This is a genomic window from Synechococcus sp. CCY 9618 (genome assembly GCF_019038415.1).
Lineage (GTDB): Bacteria > Cyanobacteriota > Cyanobacteriia > PCC-6307 > Cyanobiaceae > Cyanobium.
Map to the genome: position 1 here is coordinate 39,267 of NZ_JAFKRG010000031.1, position 21,246 is coordinate 60,512.

Here is a 21,246-nt window from a genome sequence, read left to right on the forward strand (position 1 = left end):
AGGACCGCGTCCGGTTCAGCCGTCTGCCATGGCTCAGCCGTCCGCCAGGGTCCACCAGCCGGCCGCGGGACCGATGAAGCGAACGGTGATCCAGAACAGGGCCAGGCCACCGATGCCGATCCAGGCTCCCTTGGTGGTGACCGCCACGAAGCGGTTGGCCTGGTTGCGGGTCAGGGGCAGCCAGGGGGCGATGCGGGGCGAATCGTCCACGGGTCTGCTTTTCCCGGCCCGCGGCTTGTCCCGGGGCGGCAGACCCTGATCAGCGCGGCGCTTGGCTTCCCCCATCCGGGTTCCGACGGCAACTGGAGCCAGGCTAGGGGCCGGGCAGGAGCCGGGCCAGGGCCACCCAGGGCTCGAGGGCGGTGAACACCAGGCGTCCCCAGCTGCGTCCCCGCAGGCGGCCGTCCAGCACCGCCAGCCGGCCACCGCTGCGCCGCAGCCCCGCCACCCCGCGCTGCAGTCGGTTGAGGGCCTCAGGGAGCAGCAGCTCCCGGAACCAGTCGCGACCCTGCTGGCGCAGGACGGCGACGCGGGCCGCGGTGAGGGGATCCTCCAGGCTGGCGATCGGCAGCAGGCCCACCACGACCTGGCAGGGCTGGGGCAGCCGCGGCTGGTGCTCGAGCCACCAGCTCCAGCTGCAGCACACCACCCCATTGCTTTCCGGAGCGGTGCTCTGGTGACTCACGCGGCTGCCGAATTCGGCCGCCAGGCCGCTGGCCAGACCGAGGCGCAGGCCAGGGTCGTCCAGCACCACCACCGTGAGTCCGCTCTGGCCCAGCACCAGCCGTCGGCTCTGCTCGAGCAGATGCTCACCGAAATGGGGGCTGTTGGGCAGGGGCTGGCCCGGGGGGGCGAACAGGGGCAGGGGGTCCGCCAGGGGGGGATCGGCCAGATCCAGCACCACAGCAGGCTCCAGACCCAGGGCGGCACCGGAGGCTGGCTGGCCCTCCGCCGCCCGGCCGGTGGCCAGCTCGCCGATGAGCACAGCCCCCCGTCCGGCCAGCAGGCCGGCCAGTTCGCTCAGGGGTTCAAGGGGCTGGCGCAGCAGCTCCCACTGCAGCAGGGAGGGGTCCACCCGCGCCCAGCTGCTCCAGCCGCTTCCTGCGGCCAGCCAGCGGGGCCAGGGCTCCGGCAGGGGCTCCAGCAGCTGCAGCAGATGGCGCAGGGGGGCCTCGTCGTCGTCGGCCAGGGGCACCAGGAGCTGGGGGGAGCGCGGGTGGGCCAGCACCCGGCGGCTGAGCCGTTCGTGCAGGGCCAGCAGGCAGGCTTCGGCGCACGGCTGGGCGCGGCGCAGCTGGTCCCAGTGGCCGGGCTCCAGCGCCACCTCCAGGGCCTCGCGCAGGGCCCACTCCAGGCTTTCGGCCTCGGGGATCACCAGCTGCCGTTCCCCCAGGGCGCCGCTGCGCCAGGCCGCCACCAGCTCCCGGTGGTCGAGCAGCCAGAGCCGGCCGGCGGGGGGCGCTCCGGGCCCTTCCCAGCAGGCCAGCTCCAGACCCACGCCGCGCAGCCGCGGCCATTCCACCTGCAGCAGCCGCTGGCGCAGGGGCGGGGTGACCACCAGGGCCAGGGGCGCCTCGCTCAGGGCCAGGGGAACCAGGAGGCTGATCCACCAGCTGGGGTCGGTGCCGGGGGCCAGCCGCACCAGGGTGTGGTCGGCGCGGCGCAGGCTGCGGGCGACCAGGCGGCTGAGGGTGAGGTGGTGGGGCCAGCGTGCGACGCCCTCCCGCTGCAGCAGGGCCTTGAGGTGCTGGTGGGCGCGGGCTTCCAACATCGCCGGATCGTAGGAAGCTGGGCCCAGCCGATCCGCAGCGTCGATGACACCGCTCTGGCAGCGCGCACCGGTGGGGGTGGTGGGACTGGGGCTCATCGGCGGCTCCCTGGGCCTGGATCTGATGGCGGCCGGGGCCCGGGTGCGGGCCCTGGTGCACCGTCCCGCCAGCGCCGCCCGCGCCCGGGAGCGGGGCCTGGCCGGCGAGGTGAGCACCGATCCGTCGGTGCTCCGGGGCTGTGGGCTGGTGGTGCTGGCTCTGCCCCTCGACCGGCTGCTGGATCCGGATCCCGCCCTGGTGGCGGCCCTGCCGGCGGGGGCGGTGATCACTGATGTGGGCTCGGTGAAGGAGCCCGTGCTGCGTCGCTGGCAGGGGCTGCTGCGGGCGGCGGGCGGGGGACGGGATGGGGCTCGGTTCGTGGCTTCCCATCCCATGGCGGGCACGGCGCAGGCCGGGGTGGAGGCCGGTGTGACCGGCCTGTTCCGGGGTCGCCCCTGGGTGGCGACCCCGGCGCCGGATACCGATCCGGAGGCCCTGGCGGCGGTGCGGCAACTGGCGGAGGCCGTGGGAGCCCGCTGGTTGTGCTGCGAGGCCGATGCCCATGACCGGGCGGTGGCACTGATCTCCCATCTGCCGGTGCTGGTGGGGGCGGCCCTGCTGCAGGCGGCCGATGCCGGGGCCGCGGAGGCCGGGGCCGGTGGTGCCGGTGCGGCCCTGGTGCGGGCCCTGGCCTCCAGTGGTTTCGCTGACACCACCCGGGTGGGGGGCGGCAATCCGGAACTGGGTCTGCTGATGGCCCGGACGAACCGGGAGGCGCTGCTGGCTGCCCTGGGCCATTACCGCCAGGCCATCGAGATCCTTGAGACGCTGGTGGAGCGGGAGGAATGGCCGGATCTGCAGCGATCCCTGCAGCGTTGCCAGCGGCTGCGGCCGGACTTTCTCTGATCCGTGTGGCGGATCGGTGTTGCCGATAGGCTCCCCACCAATCCGATGGATACGGGCCGGGCGATGAAGACCAGGCCATCGCGAAAGCCAGCCGGAACCCGCAGAACCAGCGGAATCCGCGTCAGGAGAGTGGCCCCAGGCTCCTCACCCGGCGCCGTGGTGTATGTGGGTGAGCAGCGCCTGATCAAGGTGCGGGTGGATGTGATCCACTACGACAGCAGCGGCTGTAGCGAGCGGCAGGACGTTTCGGTGCAGGGCTGTGCCGATGCGGTGCGGCAGAACGGCATCACCTGGATGAACGTCAACGGCGTCCATGACGTCGGCCTGATCGAGCATCTGGGGGAGCGCTTCGGCCTCCATCCGATGACGATGGAGGACATCGTCAACACCACCCAGCGCCCCAAGGTGGAGGAGTTCGAGGGATACATCTTCATGGTGCTGAAGATGATCGCCTTCAACGAAGTCTCCCAAAGCATCGACATCGAACACGTGAGCGTGATCCTGGGCCAGAACTTCGTGATCTCCTTCCTGGAGGATGACGGTGACGTGTTCGATGGGGTCCGCGAGCGCATCCGCTCCTCCGGCGGCCGGATCCGCTGGATGAAGGCCGACTACCTGGCTTACTCCCTCATGGATGCGGTGGTGGACCACTACTTCCTGGCGGTGGAGCGCATGGGAGACATCATCGAAGAGGTGGATGACCGGCTGCTGGAGGACCCCCGCCCGAACGACATCAAGGAGATCCACGGCCTCAAGCGCGGCATCCTCAGCCTGCGCAAGGCGGTCTGGCCGATCCGGGAGGAGGTGGGCGTGATCGTCAAGAGCGAATCCCCACTGCTGACGGCTGAGAGCCGGGTCTTCTGGCGTGATCTCTACGACCACAGCATCCAGATCATCGACCTGGTGGAGACCCACCGGGACATTCTCGGGGGTATGCATGACACCTACCTCTCGATCCTCAGCCACCGCATGAACGAGGTGATGAAGGTGCTGACGATCATCTCCACCATCTTCATCCCGCTCACCTTCATCGCCGGGGTCTATGGCATGAACTTCAAGGAGATGCCGGAGCTGCAGTGGCGGGGTGGGTACTACTCGGTGTGGGCATTGATGATCGTGATCGCCACCAGCCTGTTCCTCTATTTCCGTCGCAAGCACTGGCTCTGAGGCCTTGCCGTCGTTCCGGAGCCGGGTCCCCGTAGCAAGCGCTACTCAGTTTGGTTTTGCTTCCGCTGGGCTAAGGATCATTGCTGAAGCCCGGCTTCCAAGGCCTGCCTCCGGCGTCGTTTCTAGGGTTATCTCGGTTTCGAGCATCGGTCGTGAGTTTCCTGAGCGACGCGGTTCAACTCCTGAATGCCGCCGGCGGAGCGGCCGGGCTCTCGGAAGGGGCGATCAAGTGCCATGCCGGCTGTTATCGCGAAAATCTCGCCCGCTGCAGCGATCCGATGCTCCAGTACGAGCGGGTGTGGCTGCAGGAGCAGCTGCGGGCCCTGCGCGACTGCCAGGGCCATCCGGTGCTGATGGCCCGGCTGGGGGGCGAACAGCGGCTCAACGTGCTGGTGTCCCAGAGCGTGCTGTTCCAGCTGCTGCTGCAGAACGAATTCGCCCGCCGGGGCCTCGAACCCCTCGACCCGCCCGGGCCGGTGGTGGCGGCCGAAGAGGCCTGGGAGATCACCAGCGTGCAGGTGAAGCGCGAGTGGGGCATCCTGCCGGCCTGAGGCGAAGACCTCTGCCGGTGGGATGGCCATGAGTGCCTCCCAGCCCCGGATCGTCCTGCTGCATCTGGGTCAGATCCATGACGAGACACCGGCACTGCGGGACTTCCTTGCCGACCGTGGCATGGCCAGCGACCTGGTCCCTCTGCCCTCGGCCGAGGCGCTGGGGGAGCCGAGGCGAGATGCCATCGACTGGGCTCGCTTCGATCGGGTCAGCCTGCGCGACTGCCGCGGCAGCCATGGCCACGCCGATTTTCTGCCCCGGATCACGGAGCTGGCCCGGCGGCTCGCGGCCCTCGCCGTGCCGCTGGCCAATCCCCTGCCGGTGATCCAGGCGGGGCACGCCAAGAGCGCCTATCTGCCCCGGCTGGAGCGGCAAGGCATCCCCCTCATTCCCACCCGCTGGCTGCCCCGGGGCTGGCGGGGATCCCTGGTGGCGATGCTGGAGAGCTGTGGCTGGAGCGAGGCGGTGCTCAAGCCCTCGATCGGCTCCAGGAGCTGGCAGACCTACCGGGTGCGCCGTGAGGGCCGACGCCTGGTGATCCATGGAGCTGATGGCGCCGTGCCGGTGGAGGCTGACGGGGCTGATGCCCTGGCCGAGCGCCTGGCCAGGGAGGGAGAGGTGTGTCTGCAGCGGTTCCTGCCCGCCATCGGCCGGGCGGGAGAATTCAGTGCCGTCTTTCTCGGTGGCCGGTTTTCCCACGCCGTGGCAAAAACCGTGGCCTACGGGGGCTGGATCGCCCATGAACATTTCGGGGGGTGCAACCGGCCCCATCGGGCCAGCGAGGCGGAACGGGGCTGGGCCGAAGCGGTGGAGCGGCAGCTGCGGCGCCGGTTCGGCGTGCTGCCTTACGCCCGCATCGATGGCATCCGAGACGAGGGCGGTGACCTGCTGCTGCTGGAGTGTGAGCTGGTGGCGCCGCGGCTTTTCCTGACCGAGGGAGAGGCCTTCGGGCGCTACGCCGATGTGCTGTTGGGAGCCATGGGTCGTGGTTAGGGTCAGCCCATGACCCGGCATGGCAGGCGCAGGTCCGCATGGTGACGCTGCTCCCATGCGCGTCCAGTCCCACACAGCCCCCCGGCTCCCGCAGCCCGGAGCCCCGGCTGGTGAGATTCCAGCAAGCCATGCCGGAGAACGGCCCCCAGGCCTGCCAGGAGCGGCTCGGTGTCCAGTCCCCCGGCGGTGATGTGACTCACCAGGCCATCAGCGACTGAGCACCCGCATGGCCTGGTTGCCATCGAGGCTGGGGGGGGCGCTCTCTGGCAGTGCATCGGTGCGAAGGGCCACGGCGACGGTGGCGGCCCAGGGGCGCGGGCCGGTGTCGGCGGGGAACACCAGCACCACCGTGCCGGCCGAGGGGGTGGTGGAAGGATCCTCCGCCAGGATCTCGAGGGCCACCCGGGTGCGGCGACACTGAAGAGCCCGTGCCTGCATCAGGGCCACGAACTCGTGGGTGTTCCAGCGTGCCTCGGTGCCCTGGCAGGGGAAGCGCTGGCTGAGGCGGGCGGCGCTGAGCTCCTCGATGGCGCCGCCCCGCTGCCCATCCCAGACCAGAAGCAGGTTGGCGTCACGGCAGAAGGCGTTGTGCTCCACCAGCTGGCGATCCAGCGTGAGCCGCCTTTCCAGGCCGTGCTTCTCGGCGGGGATCGCAAGGCAGGTCCTGAGGGCCTGGGCCACCTCGCAACCTCGTCCTTCGCAGTAGCCCCGATGGGCCGTGAGGATGTCGCCGGCGGCGGCCACGATCTCGAGAGCGGGCAGGCTGCGGCTCAGTTTCTGCATCAGGGCGTTGAACTGAACGCCTCCATCGCCGAAGGGGCCGCGGTCAGGATCGGTGGCGGCCAGCATCTGATCGATGGCGGAGCTCACCAGCTCCCGCCTCCAGGTCAGATACGTCATGAGGGCTCACTCCTTTGGCGATTTTTTTCAGTGTGTCTCTTGCCGTTGACGACGGCCACGAGCCGTTACATTGCCTGCTTCGCGTATCAACGGCTACGAAATAAAGTGTTGAACCCGCGATCTTGGCTGCTGTGGCTCTCTTGTCGCAGATGCCGATCCGGCCTTCCACCGGCGTCTGCCCGGGCTCGACCGTTCCCAGCTCGAGGCGAGACTGTTCAATCTCGTCAGCTCCGGCAGGGGCGGGGCCCGGAGGGGACCGGGCCGGTGCGGACCGTGGCGCCCGCCTCCACCTGCTGATTCGGGGGGGAAGGAATCCAGGACGTCGAGGGGCCTGGCCCTGGCAACGCACCAAGGCCCCCGCCTGACATCCTCTCTATCGGGGATGTCGTTGGAGCTGCGGATGTACGGCTTGGTGGCGCTGACTCCGCCGACGCTCATCTGACCCATGCCATACCCGTTCGGGCCCATCACCTATTCAAAGGGATCCAGACAGCGCTCCCTGAACCGGCGGTGCACCTCCATCGGATGGATCTCGCAAAGCAGCATCAGGTCGCTGAGCACCATCGACCGTTCGCTGTGGTGGTTGTCGGCCAGGCGGTTGACCCGCAGGATGTCCGCATCCAGGGGCGGCAGGCCGGCGCTGCCATCGTTCCAGCAGGGCGCCAGCCGGCGCCGATCGGGGCCATGCCGTGGAGGTCAGTCATCAACTCCCAGGCTCAGGGGGGCCTTCCATGCTGAGGGAAGCGTCAGCGACCTTTGCGGATGCTGAAGTCGGGATGCCCCCCCGCCCCCGGCCTCTGGCCACAGGCGGCTCTGCCCAGTCCCGATCGATTCCTCCGTTGGGCCTGCCCCACCAGGCCACCCAGCGGCTCACCGGTTTGCAACGGTGTCCCTTCAGGCTCCCCTGGCGGTGGCCACGTCCGCCCGATGTCAGCCATGCGCCCTCCTCCGCTGGGTTGGTGGCGACTCTCCCCCCTGATGTCACGTGCCTGCGAACCGGCAGGCAGGGATGGCCAGGAATCGCTGAAAACCACTGGAGCCACAGGGATGCCGCGTCAGAACTCCCCCCTGGGCAGGTTGACGAAAACTAGCCTTCATGCTCTTCTTGAATGAAGAGAGAGAACCTTGCTACCGAAAGTGCAGAATAAAGCAAATCATGAGCTTCTGAAATCACCCCTGCCGGATAATGAAAATGACAACTCCCAGCAGGAGACTATAGCAATCACACTTCCGCCTCGCGATCACGTGGAAACTGCAGAGCTCGGCTCAACTCAGGTGGGCACCAACAGATTCGTGCTGGTGTATCACCGTTCCCCTTTTGCCGAAATCCTGGATGACCAGGGAAATCGGCAATGGGTCGACCACAAGAGCCCGAATGGAATCATTCCGACCCTGCGGAATCTTTTTCACGAAGAACACTCCGGCACCTGGATTTCCTGGCTTGAGAATCTCACAGGCGAGCCTGCAGAGGATGAGCGCACAACGATTTCTTCGCCAAGTCCATTCACCCTCAGGAGACTTCCTCTCACTAAGGATCAGATCTCAAGCTTCTATCATGTCACCTCGAAGGAGTCTTTCTGGCCGATCCTGCACAGCTTCCCCGGGCTGTTCAGCATCGACAACTCCGACTGGGCCACCTTTGAGGAGGTCAACCGATCGTTTGCGCGGGCGGCCTGTGAAGAAGCGGCCCCGGGGGCCATCATCTGGATTCACGACTACAACCTCTGGCTCACTCCGGCCCTGATCCGTGAGCAAAGGCCTGACGTGAAGATCGCCTTCTTCCACCACACGCCATTTCCTTCCAATGACGTGTTCAGCATTCTCCCCTGGCGGGACGACATTCTCGACAGTCTGCTGTGCTGTGACCTGGTTGGATTTCACGTTCCCCGCTACGCTAACAACTTCGCCCGCAACGCCATCAACCTGCGCGGAGTGGAGGGAGGCGAGGCGGTGCCGGTGGCCGACAAGTTCCGTCGCCTCGGCAGCGCCCTGGCTGAGCCCACCGTGGTTCCATGGCTGGATCACCAAGGCCGCCGCATCCACATCCAGGCCTCTCCGGTGGGGACCTCCCCCGAGCTGATCCGTCAGCTGATGGATTCCGAGGAGGTCCGGCAGATGTCCGGCCAGATTGCCGAGCAGCACGCCGGGCGCAAGCTGATCCTTTCTGCCTCCCGGGTCGACTACACGAAGGGCAACGAGGAGATGTTGCTCGCCTATGAACGTCTCCTGGAGCAGCACCCCCAATGGCATGGGGAGGTGGAGCTGTTTCTTGCCTGTGTGGCCGCTGCCAGCGGCATGCGCATCTACGAAGACATCCAGCGCTCGGTCGAGGAGATCGTGGGGCGCATCAACGGCCGCTTCGGTCGCATCGACTGGACGCCCGTGCGTCTCTCCACCCGTCGCACCCCCTATGACGAGATGGTGGCCTGGTTCAGCCAGGCGGATGTCTGCTGGATCACCCCCCTGCGGGACGGGCTCAACCTGGTGGCCAAGGAATATGTGGTGGCCCGCGAGGGCCAGACAGGCGTTCTGGTGCTTTCGGAATTCACCGGCACCTCGGTGGAACTGGAGGATGCCCTGCTCACCAACCCCTACTCCCACCACAGCATGGACCTGGCCATCACCACGGCGCTGAACATGCCGGAGGAGGAACAGCGACGGCGGATGAACGCCATGGCCCAGGTGGTTGAGGAGTTCACGGTGCAGCACTGGGCTGCGCAACAGCTGGGAACCCTGCGCTCGCTTTGACCCTGGGCCGCCGGCGCTCCCTCTGGGCCCTCGCCCTCGGGCTGGCCCTGGCGGCTGCCCTGCTGCTGTGGCCTCTGGCCTGGGCGCGGCGGCCCGTCACGGTGCGGGTGCTGATGCCGGCCCCCTTCGCGGATGCCACCGCCGCGATGGTGGCCGACTTCAACCGCAGCCCCCGCGGGGTGCGCATCGAAGTGACCCGCGGGCCCTTCGAGACGGAGGCGGTGTCCGACCTGGCGATCAGCAGCCTCCTGCTGGGTGACAGCCCGTACGACCTGCTGCTGATGGACGTCACCTGGACGGCGAAGTACGCCGCCGCCGGCTGGCTGCAACCCCTCGACCCATGGCTGGGTCCGGAGGCCCTGGCGCCTCTGGTGCCGGGGGCCCGTGCCGGCAACCGCATCGACGGTCAGCTGTGGCGCCTGCCCCTGCTGGCCGATGTGGGCCTGCTCTACTGGCGGACGGATCTGATGGAGGCCCCGCCGCGCACCCCCGACGAACTGGTGACACGCTCCCGACAACTGCAGGGGCAGGGTCGGGTGCCCTGGGGGTACCTGTGGCAGGGCCGCCAGTACGAGGGGCTCAGCTGTGTGTTCCTGGAAGTGGTGCACGGCTTCGGCGGCGGCTGGAGCACCGATGAGGGGGAGGGCATGGGTCTGGCCCGCCCCGCGGCGGCGGCGGCGGCGGGCTGGCTGCGCCTGCTGGTGAGCGAGGGGATCACGCCGGAGGCGGTGGCCAACTACGCCGAGCCGCAGTCGTTGCAGAGCTTCCGCCGGGGGGAGGCCGCGTTCCTGCGCAGCTGGCCCTATGCCTGGCAGGAACTGCAGGGAGAGGGCAGCGCCGTGGCCGGCAAGGTGGGCATCACCACGATGGTCGCCGAGCCCGGCCTCCCCCATGCCGCCACCCTGGGCAGCTGGGGCTTCTCCCTGCTGGCCGGCAGTGCCCACCCCGAGGAAGCAATCACCGTGCTGCGGACGCTCACGGGAGCGGACAGCCAGCGGCAGCTGGTCCGGGACTGGGGGTACACCCCCACCCTGGCCGCTCTGTTCGAGGATCCGGATCTGGTGAAGCTGCGGCCCCAGCTTCCCCTGCTGCGGCAGGCGCTCAACGCCGCAGTGGTTCGCCCCCTCTCGCCGGGCTATGCCCAGCTCAGCGACATCCTGCAGCGGGAGCTGAGTGCCGTGATCACCGGCGGCGAGTCCGCCGGCCCCGCCATGGAGGAGGCCGCCCGGGCCAGCCGTCAGCTGCTGCAGGCCAGCGGCAGGGAGGCCGCGGCTTGAGGTTGAGGGCCCTGCTGCTGATGGCCCCGGCTCTGCTACTGCTGCTGGCGGTGTTCGCCTGGCCGATGCTCGAGTACGCCTGGCTGAGTCTGCACGCCCAGTCGGTCTTCACAGGCCTTGAGCCGGTGCCGGTGGGTCTGGCCAACTGGCAGCGGCTGCTGGGCGATGGTCGCTTCTGGCAGGACGCCGGCCAGACCCTGCGCTTCGCCGGGGTGTCGGTGGGGCTGGAGCTTGTGCTGGGCCTGGGCATCGCCCTGCTGCTCCACCAGAACTGGCGCGGCAGGGGCGTGGTGCGCAGCCTCAGCCTGCTTCCCTGGGCTTTGCCCAACACGGTGATGGCCCTGGGGTGGCGCTGGATCTTCGACGACCCGAACGGGCCGATCAATGCCCTGCTGGGGGGCCTGGGGCTGGCCACCCTTCCCTTCCTGGCCTCTCCCCAGCTGGCCTGGATCGCCACCGTGGTGGCGGATGTCTGGAAGACCACCCCCTTTGTGGCGCTGCTGCTGCTGGCGGGGCTGCAGATGATTCCCGCCGACCTGTACGACGCCTTCGCCCTCGAGGGGGGCACTCCCTGGCAGGCGTTGCGGCGCATCACGCTGCCGCTGCTGCGGCCCTACATCTTCATCGTGCTGCTGTTCCGGCTCGCCCAGGCCCTCGGCGTGTTCGACCTGATCGCCGTGCTCACCGGCGGCGGCCCGGCCAGCAGCACCGAGAGCCTGGCGGTGTATGCCTATCTCAATGCCATGCGCTTCCTCGACTTCGGGTATTCCGCCACGGTGATGCTGGGGATGTTTCTGCTGCTGCTGGCTGGATCGGCCCTGCTGCTGCTGCTGCCGCGCGGTCAGGAGGTGAGGTCATGAAGCGCTTCGGCAGGGGCGGTGCCGCCCTGGTCGTGCTGTTGCTGCTGTGGAGCCTGGGGCCGATGCTCTGGCAGCTGTACACCTCCCTGCGCACGCCCGAAGCCCTCCTCGGGGATGGGGCCGGCCCGGGCGGTGGCTGGACTCTGGCCAACTATGTCCAGGTGCTCCACGGCGCCCCCCCCTTCTGGCGCTATCTGCTCAACAGCACGGTGGTCGGAGCGATCAGCACCCTGCTCACGCTGCTGCTGGCGATTCCCTGCGCCTATGCCCTCAGCCGCCGAGGCGGCCTGCTGCGACTCGTGGTGAGCGGGGGCCTGCTGGCGGCCGCGGTGTTCCCCTATGTGCTGCTGTTCCTGGCCCTGCTTCAGGTGGCCCGACAGTTCGGCCTGGCCAACAACCTTCTGGCCCTCTGTCTGCCCTATGCGGGGCTGTCGCTGCCGCTGGCGGTGCTGCTCCTGCAGGCGGCCTTCGCTGAACTGCCGGTGGAGCTGGAGGAGAATGCCTTGCTGGAGGGCTTCACCCTGATGCAACGCCTGCGCTGGATCCTGTTGCCCCTGATGGGGCCGGCGGTGGTGAGCACGGGGTTGCTGGTGTTCCTGTTCAGCTGGAACGAATTCCCCATTGCCCTCACCTGGCTGAGCCGCAGCGAGCTGCTCACCCTGGCACCGGCGATGGCGCGGATCGCCGGCTCGTCGGTGTTCACCGTTCCTTACGGCGCCTTCGCCGCGGCCACCGTTCTGGGCAGCCTGCCCCTGCTGGCCCTGCTGCTGCTCTTCCAGCGACAGATCGTGGCCGGGCTCACCCAGGGGGCGATCAAGGGATGACGGATCCGGGCATGACCACCACCACGTCCGCGCCCAGCCTGCGCCTGGACAACCTCACCCGCCGCATCGGCGGCCGCGCGATCATCGATGGGGTCGACCTGGCGGTGGCCCCGGGCGAGTGCCTTGCCCTGCTGGGGCCCAGCGGCTGCGGCAAGAGCTCGGTGCTGCGGCTCATCGCCGGCCTCGATACCCCGGATGCCGGCAGGATTCTGCTGGAGGGTGACGACATCACCCGGAAGCCTCCGCAGCGCCGTCAGGTGGCGCTGGTGTTCCAGAGCTACGCGCTGTATCCGCACCTCAATGTGTCCCGGAATCTCTCGCTGGGGATGGAGATCCGCGGGGTGCCGGCCCAGGAGCGGGAACGGGAGGTGACCTCCGTGCTGGCCATGCTGCAACTCACGGAGCTGGCCCAGCGGCTGCCGGCGGAACTCTCCGGCGGCCAGCGCCAGCGGGTGGCCCTGGCCCGGGCCCTGCTGCGCCATCCGCGGGTGTTCCTGCTGGATGAACCGATGAGCAATCTCGATGCCCAGCTGCGCGAGGAACTGCGGCCCCAGCTGCGCTCCATCCTCTGCGCCGGCAGCGCTCCGGTGATCTACGTGACCCATGACCAGCAGGAGGCCATGGGCATCGCCGATCGCATCGCGGTGCTGTCCAACGGCCGGGTGCAGCAGTGCGGCACCCCGAAGGATCTCTACCTGACCCCGGCCAACATGTTCGTGGCCTCCTTCATCGGACGGCCCCAGATCAATCTTCTGCCGCAGGAGGACGGAACGGTGCTGGGGATCCGCCCCGAGCACCTGGTGGCGACGGACGACAGCGGGATCCCTGTGAGGGTCCTGAACCGTGAATGGCACGGGGCCAGCCAGCAGCTGCTGGTCTCCAGCCCCCAGGGGGACCTCCGCTGGACCTGTGACGGAGCCCAGCCCATCGGTGAGGGGCTGCGGCTGGGCTGGGACCGGCGCCACGAGCACCATTTCCTCAAGACCACGGGCGCACGTTGCTGATGGCCATCCGGACGGAGCACTGGTGGACAGGCTGCGTGATCTACCAGCTCATGCCGCGGAGCTTCGCTGATTCCGACGGGGACGGCATCGGTGATCTCGCCGGCATCACGAGCAAGCTTCCCTACCTGCGCTGGCTGGGCGTGGATGCGATCTGGCTGACGCCGATCTACCCCTCCCCCCTCAAGGACGGCGGATACGACATCACCGACTTCACGGCCATTCATCCTGAACTCGGCGACCTGGCGGACCTGGCGGAGCTGCTGGAACAGGCGCACCACCACGACATCCGGGTGATTCTCGATCTGGTGCTGAATCACACCAGCCTTCTGCATCCATGGTTTCAGCGGGCCCGCTGGGCGCCGAGCGGCAGCGTCGAGCGCGACTTCTATGTCTGGCGTGACGACGATCGGAGCTATGCCGATGCTCCCGTGCTGTTCCGCCACTTCGAGGACTCGAACTGGGAGTGGGATCCCGTGGCCGGCCAGTACTACCTGCACCGCTTTCTGCGCCACCAGCCCGATCTGAATTACGACAACCCGGCGGTTCAGGAAGAGATGCTGACCGTGGTCGATTTCTGGCTGGACCGGGGGGTCGATGGCTTTCGTCTCGATGCGGTGCCCTTTCTGTTCGAGCGGGACGGGACCCGCTGCGAGGGACTGCCGGAAACCCACGCGTTCCTCAGGCGGCTGCGGGCGCGGGTGGATGCCGGCGGTCGCGACGTGCTTCTGATCGCCGAGGCGATTCAGCCGGTGCGGGAATCGGCGCCCTACCTGGCCGACGATGAACTTCACGCCGCCTTCGACTTCGAGATCACCGCCCAGCTGTTCGCGGCTCTGGCCCATGGCCAGTGCGGGGAGCTGCGCCACTGCCTGATGCACGCCCAGGCCCAGGTGCCCGGGTGCCGCTGGGCCCTGCCGCTGCGGAACCACGATGAGCTCTGGCTCGGGGATGGCCACCTGGTGGATGAGAGCGTCGTTCAGACGGTGGTGAACGGTTTCCCCAATGCCAGGGGTCACTGGCTGAACTGGGGCATCAACCGGCGCCTGGCACCCCTGCTCAACGGCGATCCGCGGCCGAACACCCTGCTGCATGGCCTGCTTTACAGCCTGCCGGGGCTGCCCTGCCTGTACTACGGGGATGAACTGGGCATGGGCGACTGGCCGGGGCTGCGCGACCGCGACCCCAACCGCACCCCGATGGCCTGGACGAGCGAGCGCAACGGGGGGTTCTCCACCGCCCCGGATCCGCTGCTGGTGCTGCCGCCCATCACGGCCCCCGGCTACGACTACCGGGTGGTGAACGTGGAGGTGCAGCAGCAGCTCTCCGGTTCCTTGCTCAACTGGCACCACCGCATGCTCACCAGCCGGCGCCTGCTGCCCGCCCTGCGCCAGGGTGGCTTCGAACTGCTCACCAGCCGCCACCCCAGCGTGCTCTGCTACGCCCGCGTCACCGATGGCATGACCGTGGTGGTGGCGGCGAACCTGGGCGCCACCGGCGCTTCCACCAGCCTCGATCTCGGCCGCTGGAGCGGCAGCCGGGTGCGCGAGGTGCTGGCGGGCTGCGAATTCCCCCCCGCCAGTGACGACTGGTTCGTGTACCTGAACGCCTATGGATTCTTCTGGTGGCTGGTGGGGGAGCAGGGCAGCGAAGCCAGCTCCTGATCCACGAGATCCTGCACCCGGGGTCGCAGCCGCTCGCTCTCGGCGCTGTCCACGAAGGCCAGCCGGCAGCGGCGGGCCAGCACGTCGTCGGCACTGCGGGCCCACTCGTGGCGGACCGCGTGGCGCACCTCTGCGGCGGTGAGGGGAATCACCTCGCTGAGGGGATGCAGCTCGGCGGGGCTGTCGGCACAGGCCAGCACCGCCTCCGCCGCCAGCCCGTGGCTGGCCAGCAGGTGCTCCACCAGCTCCGGAGAGGGGGCCGGCAGGAGCCCCGGCAGGTGCCCGCGCAGCCGGTCCAGTTCCGCCAGGGTGGCCTCGGGTGTGGCGGCGGCTCCCAGCAGAACAGTGGCGGCCCCCTGCTCCGTGGGAGCGGGCAGAGGCCGGTCCAGCAAACGGACGGCGGCCTCCAGTCCATCGAGGGCCATGGGCCGGCAGGTGGTCCACTTGCCGCCCATCACGCTCACGAGCCCGCAGGGAAGCGTTTCAACCACATGCTCCCGGACGACGGTGGCGGTCCCTTCGCTGCCATCGCTCCGCAGCAGCGGCCGCCCTCCGGCCCAGCGACTGGTCACCACCGGCTCGCCGAGGTCGGGGAACCAGCGACGCACGTAGTCGAGCAGGTAGGCCTCCTCCTCAGCGCTGGGCTGGGTGGCCGCCTCGCCCGGGCAGGCGATGTCGGTGGTCCCCACCAGGGTGCGGCCATGGAAGGGCAGCATGAACAGAACCCGGCCATCGTCGGTGGCGGGAATCAGCAGGCCGATCCCACCCGCGCAGAGATCGGCCTCCAGCACCAGATGCATGCCCCGGCTCACCTGCACCCTGGGGGCCAGGTCGGGCTGGGCCATGCGACGGATGGCATCGGCGCCGATGCCTGTGGCATTGACCACCACCCGGGCCTCCAGCTCCCAGGAGCTGCCGTCCTCGACGTTCCGCAGCACCGCCCCGGTGAGCCGATCCGAGTGGCGCTGCAGACCCACCACCTCCGTCCGGGTGAAGACCTGCGCCCCCAGGCCGGCTGCGGTTCGGGCAATCAGCAGATTGAGGCGGGCGTCGTCGAACTGCCCGTCGCTGTAGGCCACGCCCCCATGGCCCGCCGCCAGGGTGGGGAGCGCCTGCCGCACCGCCGGTTGCCCCAGCCAGCGACTCGCTCCGATGCCCTTCTGGCCGGCCAGCAGGTCGTAAAGCCCCAGGCCGATGCCGTAGTAGATGGTCTGGAGGGGATGGGCGGTCGGCAGCAGCAGCTCCAGCCGACGGGCCAGGAAGGGCGCCTGGGAGAGCCAGTGGCCCCGCTCCGCCAGGGCCTCACGCACCAGCTGCAGCTGGCGCCAGTCGAGGCGCTTGAAGGCGAGCTCCAGGTAGCGCACACCGCCGTGCAGCAGCTTGGTGCTGCGGCTGCTGGTGCCGATGGCGATGTCGCCGGCCTCCACCAGGGCCACCCGCAGCCCGCGCCTGGCCGCCTCCAGGGCCAGGGTGGCTCCGGTGGCCCCGGCGCCGATCACCAGAACATCAACGCTCATGTCGCCTCTCCATGCCAGTGCAGACTGCGCTTCACTGCGGAGGTCCAGCGGCGGCGCCACCGCTGCCTTTCGCCGGGATCGAGCGACGGCTCGAACCGCCGGGGTTCCCCGCTCGGATGGTCATTCTGCCAGGCCTCGAGGCTTTCCACGACTCCGGCCTGCACACCGGCCAGCAGCGCCACCCCCCGGCTGGTGCTCTCCAGATCGGCGCGGCGGCGCACGGTCACTCCGCTGGCATCGGCCTGCGCCTGCAACAGCAGGTCGGCCGCGGCGGCTCCGCCATCGGCGGCCAGCTCGCCCAGGGGTGTCCCCAGGGCCTCCTCGGCCAGCTCCACCAGGGTGGCCACCGCCAGGGCGATGCCCTCCAGGGCCGCGCGGGCGATCTGGGCCGGTCCGGTGTCACGGGTGATGCCGATCAGCAGGCCGCGGGCGCCGGGATCCCAGTGGGGTGTGCCCAAGCCTGTGAACGCCGGCACGAGCATCAGGCCGCCGCTGTCGTCGCAGCTCCTGGCCAGGCCGTCGACCTGATCGGAGCGCTCGATCAGCCCGAGACCATCGCGCAGCCACTGGATCACGCTGCCGGCGTTGAAGAGGCTGCCCTCGAGGCAGTAGGTGGGGCGGCCGTCGGCATCACACCAGCCCACGGTGCTCAACAACCCAGCATCGGAGCGGCGGATCACGGATCCGGTGTTGATCACCAGGAACGCCCCGGTGCCGTAGGTGCACTTGGCTTCGCCGGGCAGCAGGCAACCCTGGCCCAGGGTGGCCGCCTGCTGATCGCCCAGCATGGCGGTGATCGGGACGCCGGCGAAGGGCAGGCCGGCGGCGATCGAGCCGAAGGCCGCGCGGCTGGGCAGCAGCTCGGGAAGGGCCTCCAGCGGCACCCCCAGGGCGGCGGCCAGCTCCGGATCCCACTGGAGTCGCTCCAGGTCCATCAGCAGTGTGCGGCTGGCGTTGCTGAACTCGGTGGCATGGCGTGCGCCGGCGGTGAGCCGCTGCAGCAGCCAGCTGTCCACCGTGCCGAAACAGAGGCTGCCGTCCGCGGCGGCCGCCGCCGCCGCGGGAACCGCCTGCAGCAGCCAGACGATCTTGCTGGCGCTGAAATACGGATCCGCCAGCAGACCTGTGCGGGCCCGGATCTCCGACTCCAGACCGGCGCGCTTCCAGTCGGCGCAGATGGCAGCGGTGCGACCGTCCTGCCAGACGATCGCCGGCCCGAGCGGCTCGGCGCCGCCGCGGCGCCAGAGCACGGTGGTTTCGCGCTGGTTGGCGATGCCGCAGGCCGCCACCGCCCGCCGCTGGTCGGCGCTGAGCGCCTGCTCCAGCTGGGCCAGGGCCTGCAGCTGGCTCTGCCAGATCGCCTCCGGCTGCTGTTCCACCCAGCCGTCGGCGGGGTAATGGCAGGTGAGCGGAGCGGTGCAGCTGTGCAGGCAGCGGCCCCCGGCATCGAAGAGGGCGGCCCGGGAGCTGGTGGTGCCCTGATCGATGCTCAGGAGGAGGGGCAAATCCATCGCCGGCGAACTTTTGTCCGTGCTAGCGCTGACGAAGGCACCTAGAAAGGCTGGGGATGGGTTTTGCAACGACATCAGCGCAAGCGGGCCTCGGGGCGGACCCGGCGCCTCCCGCCTGGGTGGCTGAGGCCGTGGTGTATCAGATCTTTCCGGATCGCTTCCGCCGCAGCGGCCGTGTCGAGGCCCAGCAGGGACTGACGCTGATGGCCTGGGGCAGCAATCCGCAGGACCAGGGCTTCCAGGGTGGGGATCTGTATGGGGTGATCGAGGCCCTCGACCATCTCCAGGACCTGGGGATCACCTGTCTTTCACTGAATCCGGTGTTCGCTTCAGCGGCCAATCACCGCTACCACGCCTACGACTATCTGCAGGTGGATCCGCTGCTGGGAGGCCGTGCCGCCCTGGAGGCCCTGATCGAGGCCGTGCACGCGCGCGGCATGCGGCTGGTGCTCGACGGCGTGTTCAACCATTGCGGCCGTGGCTTCTGGGCCTTTCACCACCTGCTCGAGAACGGCGAGCGCTCGCCCTACCGCGACTGGTTCCACGTGGAGCGGTGGCCGCTGCGGGCCTACCCCGGCCCCGGGGAGAGCTGCGGCTACACCTGCTGGTGGAACGACCCGGCGCTGCCGAAGTTTCGCCACGATCACCCACCGGTGCGGCGCCATCTGCTGGAGGTGGCGCGCCACTGGATCGCCGCCGGCATCGATGGCTGGCGGCTGGACGTGCCCGATGAGGTGCCGGCCGACTTCTGGCAGGAGTTCCGACGGGCGGTGCGCAGCGCAAACCCCGAGGCCTGGATCGTCGGAGAGATCTGGGGCGACGGCCGGCCGTGGCTGGCCGGCGACAGGTTCGACGGGGTGATGAACTACCCGATGACCTGGACCATCCTGGGCTACTTCGGCGCCGCCTCGGTGCCACGGAATCTGAAACTTGCCCCCTTGCCCGAGCCCCCTTACCAGCCCCTCGACCGCGCCGGCTTTCAGCAACGGGTGGTGCAGCTGCTGGGCCGTTATCCCGACGCGGTGAACCGCGGCCAGCTCAACCTGCTCGACAGCCACGACGCACCCAGGGCGCTGCATGTGCTCGACGGCGACCGGGAGGCCCTGCGCCTCAGCCTGCTGTTTCTGTTCCTGCTGCCCGGGGCTCCCTGCATTTACTACGGCACGGAGACGGGTCTGGCCGGCGGACCGGAGCCGGGCTGTCGTGAGGCGTTCCCCTGGGATCGGCCCCGTGACGCTCTCTGCGGCTGGCTGCAGGAGCTTGCGGCCCTGCGGCGCCGCCTTCCGGCCCTGCGCTCGGCCCCGATCACCTTCCTGGACAGCCCCCATGAGGATCTGCTGCTGCTGAGCCGCGGCGGCGGCGCCGAGCGGGTGTGGGTGGCCATCAATCGGGGTGATGGGCTTCTGCCGCTGCCAGCGGCCTTCCGGGGCGAAAGGCTCTGGACGAGCCTGGCCCCGGAGTCCGCCGCAGACGGGCTGCCGGGACGGGCGGCGGCCCTGCTCGCCGCCCCCGAAGCCTGATGGACCGCCCGATGCGCAGCGTGCCGTTCACGGCCGATGGGCTGCTGGAGGATCTCAGCGGCAGCGAGGACCTCCTGATCGTGCAGGACCTCGATGGTGTGTGCATGGAGCTGGTGCACGACCCGCGCCGGCGGCGGCTGGATCCGGCCTATGTGCTGGCCGCCCGGCGGCTGGAGGGGCACTTCGCGGTTCTCACCAACGGCGAGCACGAGGGAAGCCGTGGTGTGAACAGGCTGGTGGAGAAGGCCCTGGCGGGTCGGGCGGATCCCGCCCGCGAGGGGCTCTACCTGCCCGGCCTGGCGGCCGGCGGCGTGCAGCTGCAGGATCGCTACGGGACGGTGAGCCACCCCGGCGTCAGCCCGGCCGAGCTGGCGTTCCTGGCCGCCGTGCCACCGAGGCTGGCGGGCCAGCTGCGGCTCCATGCCCCGGTGCTTCTGCCCACCCTCACGGCCGAGGAGCGGCAGCCGCTGCTGGAGGCGGCGGTGCTCGACAACCCTCTCTCCCCCAGCCTCAACCTCAACCCGCTGCTGCAGGCGATGGCGGGCGATGTCGGCCGCCAGCAGGATCTGCAGGTCCTGGCCCTGGGGCTGATGCAGGACCTGCTGGGCGAGGCGGCCGCGGCTGGACTGCAGGAGTCGTTCTTCCTGCATCTGGCGCCCAACCTCGGCCGTCTTGACGGCCGGGAACGGTTGAAACCCGCCGAAGCGGGCGCCACGGGCACCACCGATGTTCAGCTGATGCTGCGCGGCTCCCTCAAGGAGGTGGGCCTGCTGGTGCTGATCAACCAGGCGATCGCCCGCCGCAGCGGCAGCCCCCCCCTGGGGGAGAGTTTCAATGTGCGCACCGCTCCGCACGACCATCCGAGCCTGCTGGCACTGGCCCGCAGCGCCATCGATCCGGCCCTGATGCCCAGGCTGGTCGGGGTGGGCGACACGATCACCTCCGTGCCGGAGCCCGGGGGGGGCGGCTGGATGAGGGGCGGCAGCGACCGGGGCTTCCTCACCCTGCTGCAGGAGCTGGGGGAGGTGTTCGGCACCGCCAACCGGGTGGTGCTGGTGGACAGCAGCGGCGGCGAGGTGGACCGGCCGTCCCTGGCCGATGGCACGTTCGAGGGCCTCTCCGATCCGGAGGATCCCCTCCGCATCGACGCCACCCTGCCCGGCGGCCCACAGGCGTACATCCGCTTCTTCCGGGACCTGGCGGAAGGCCATGGCCGCGATGGGTAGGGCCCCATCGGAGGCCATCAAGTCCATGTCCCATGCCACGGAGGCTGGGCACGCCGCTTCACGATCATGGCCAGGTACGAATCCGCGCCGGGAAGGGAAAGCGCAGGGCCGAGCACCGTGCACGTGCCCCAGGCGCCCACCATCCTGCGGGTTGTTCGCCACCGGATGGCCGTCGACCACCTGGGGTCGGTGATTGAGCGCGTCACCCCCACCGACTTCTCCACCGATGGGATCGGGATCGTCCGCTCGGGCTGCTGGCTGCTGCAGAACCCGCTGTTCTCCGGGCTGGCCGGGTTGAAGGCCCACCCGCCGCCGAAGAAGATCGCGATCGCGGTGGGGGGCAGCTTGGACGAAGAGGCCTTCGACCCCAGCGGTGGCTGCCTGGCGTCGGAGGAAGCCTGCCCGTCAGCGCCCGTGCGAGAGAAAGGTGTTGAAGGATCTCCCACCCAGCTGGCTCCGGTACCCCAGGGTGTTCTCGTCGGAGAGACTCACCGCGGCGCCGGGCCGATCGGCAACCTTGAGGCACTGCTGGAACTGCGGGGGGCTGCAGCAGTGCACATTGAGCTGGTTGCAGCCCGCCGTGGGAACCAGACTGGCCTGGAACGGCTGGATCGCTGGCCAGCCCATTGGACAGGCTGGGTTGGCTGCTGCTGCCCGAAACCTGTGGCCTGGAGGTGTGGCACGCCAGCGGCGCACCGCAACGACTGGGGCTGCAGCTGGATCTGGTGGAGCTCCGGGACGACTGAGGCCTGAGAAATCTCCGTGCCCATGC

Annotated in this window: 18 protein-coding genes; 12 read left to right on the forward strand and 6 right to left on the reverse strand. The window is 69.3% G+C overall.

The window, feature by feature from the left end; translation table 11 throughout:
* Positions 1–33 precede the first annotated feature (33 nt).
* Positions 34–285 (reverse strand): DUF2839 domain-containing protein, encoded by a 252-nt coding sequence (locus tag KUG41_RS07140; protein ID WP_216902577.1) that lies wholly within the window; start codon positions 283–285, stop codon positions 34–36.
* A gap of 28 nt (positions 286–313) precedes the next feature.
* Positions 314–1,771, reverse strand: a complete 1,458-nt coding sequence (locus KUG41_RS07145) for a helicase (RefSeq protein ID WP_216902579.1) — start codon at positions 1,769–1,771, stop codon at positions 314–316.
* 43 nt (positions 1,772–1,814) lie between these two features.
* Here KUG41_RS07145 and KUG41_RS07150 point away from each other — a divergent pair, with 43 nt between their 5' ends.
* The 4 genes from KUG41_RS07150 to KUG41_RS07165 all read left to right on the forward strand — a co-directional run bounded on the left by KUG41_RS07150 (position 1,815) and on the right by KUG41_RS07165 (position 5,426).
* The gene (locus KUG41_RS07150) at positions 1,815–2,714 is read left to right on the forward strand and encodes a prephenate/arogenate dehydrogenase (RefSeq protein ID WP_216902581.1); all 900 of its coding nucleotides are present in this window, start codon (positions 1,815–1,817) and stop codon (positions 2,712–2,714) included.
* A 129-nt stretch (positions 2,715–2,843) separates the two neighbouring features.
* Entirely contained in the window at positions 2,844–3,881 is a 1,038-nt protein-coding gene (gene corA, locus KUG41_RS07155; RefSeq protein WP_371734065.1) for a magnesium/cobalt transporter CorA, read from the forward strand.
* A 152-nt stretch (positions 3,882–4,033) separates the two neighbouring features.
* Entirely contained in the window at positions 4,034–4,432 is a 399-nt protein-coding gene (locus KUG41_RS07160) for a hypothetical protein (RefSeq protein ID WP_216902585.1), read from the forward strand.
* A 28-nt stretch (positions 4,433–4,460) separates the two neighbouring features.
* Positions 4,461–5,426 (forward strand): RimK family alpha-L-glutamate ligase, encoded by a 966-nt coding sequence (locus tag KUG41_RS07165; protein WP_216902587.1) that lies wholly within the window; start codon positions 4,461–4,463, stop codon positions 5,424–5,426.
* 207 nt (positions 5,427–5,633) lie between these two features.
* Here the strand turns inward: KUG41_RS07165 and KUG41_RS07170 are convergent, their stop codons facing one another.
* Positions 5,634–6,326, reverse strand: coding sequence for a hypothetical protein (locus KUG41_RS07170; protein ID WP_216902589.1), 693 nt, complete (start codon positions 6,324–6,326; stop codon positions 5,634–5,636).
* Positions 6,327–7,601: 1,275 nt separating this feature from the next.
* Here KUG41_RS07170 and ggpS point away from each other — a divergent pair.
* Genes ggpS through KUG41_RS07200 form a run of 6 tightly spaced genes read left to right on the forward strand, consistent with a single transcriptional unit; the run spans position 7,602 to position 14,700 of the window.
* On the forward strand, positions 7,602–9,074 hold the full coding sequence (ggpS, locus tag KUG41_RS07175) for a glucosylglycerol-phosphate synthase (protein WP_216902650.1): 1,473 nt from the start codon (positions 7,602–7,604) through the stop codon (positions 9,072–9,074).
* A 2-nt stretch (positions 9,075–9,076) separates the two neighbouring features.
* Positions 9,077–10,351 (forward strand): ABC transporter substrate-binding protein, encoded by a 1,275-nt coding sequence (locus tag KUG41_RS07180; protein ID WP_371734067.1) that lies wholly within the window; start codon positions 9,077–9,079, stop codon positions 10,349–10,351.
* 20 nt (positions 10,352–10,371) lie between these two features.
* A complete protein-coding gene (locus KUG41_RS07185; protein WP_216902591.1) occupies positions 10,372–11,211 on the forward strand; it encodes a carbohydrate ABC transporter permease in 840 nt (279 codons plus the stop codon).
* Positions 11,208–12,035, forward strand: coding sequence for a carbohydrate ABC transporter permease (locus KUG41_RS07190; protein WP_216902593.1), 828 nt, complete (start codon positions 11,208–11,210; stop codon positions 12,033–12,035). The genes KUG41_RS07185 and KUG41_RS07190 overlap by 4 nt, the downstream gene beginning before the upstream one ends.
* 11 nt (positions 12,036–12,046) lie before the next feature.
* A complete protein-coding gene (locus KUG41_RS07195) occupies positions 12,047–13,039 on the forward strand; it encodes an ABC transporter ATP-binding protein (RefSeq protein ID WP_254216933.1) in 993 nt (330 codons plus the stop codon).
* A complete protein-coding gene (locus KUG41_RS07200) occupies positions 13,039–14,700 on the forward strand; it encodes an alpha-amylase family protein (protein ID WP_216902597.1) in 1,662 nt (553 codons plus the stop codon). Before KUG41_RS07195 ends, KUG41_RS07200 begins: the two co-directional genes overlap by 1 nt.
* Here the strand turns inward: KUG41_RS07200 and KUG41_RS07205 are convergent.
* Together KUG41_RS07205 and KUG41_RS07210 are read right to left on the reverse strand one after the other, a co-directional pair.
* Positions 14,646–16,217 (reverse strand): glycerol-3-phosphate dehydrogenase/oxidase, encoded by a 1,572-nt coding sequence (locus tag KUG41_RS07205; RefSeq protein WP_216902599.1) that lies wholly within the window; start codon positions 16,215–16,217, stop codon positions 14,646–14,648. The two genes, KUG41_RS07200 and KUG41_RS07205, sit on opposite strands and share 55 nt — an antisense overlap.
* Complete coding sequence (locus KUG41_RS07210; RefSeq protein WP_216902601.1) at positions 16,214–17,728, reverse strand: glycerol kinase GlpK; 1,515 nt, start codon at positions 17,726–17,728, stop codon at positions 16,214–16,216. The genes KUG41_RS07205 and KUG41_RS07210 overlap by 4 nt, the downstream gene beginning before the upstream one ends.
* A gap of 56 nt (positions 17,729–17,784) precedes the next feature.
* Between KUG41_RS07210 and KUG41_RS07215 the strand changes: the two genes are divergently transcribed.
* Positions 17,785–19,248: a glycoside hydrolase family 13 protein gene (locus tag KUG41_RS07215; protein ID WP_216902603.1), complete on the forward strand. Its 1,464-nt coding sequence runs from the start codon at positions 17,785–17,787 to the stop codon at positions 19,246–19,248.
* 11 nt (positions 19,249–19,259) lie between these two features.
* Complete coding sequence (stpA, locus tag KUG41_RS07220; RefSeq protein WP_254216934.1) at positions 19,260–20,474, forward strand: glucosylglycerol 3-phosphatase; 1,215 nt, start codon at positions 19,260–19,262, stop codon at positions 20,472–20,474.
* Between the two features lie 405 nt (positions 20,475–20,879).
* Here the strand turns inward: stpA and KUG41_RS07225 are convergent, their stop codons facing one another.
* On the reverse strand, positions 20,880–21,101 hold the full coding sequence (locus KUG41_RS07225) for a hypothetical protein (protein ID WP_216902607.1): 222 nt from the start codon (positions 21,099–21,101) through the stop codon (positions 20,880–20,882).
* Positions 21,102–21,246 lie beyond the last annotated feature (145 nt).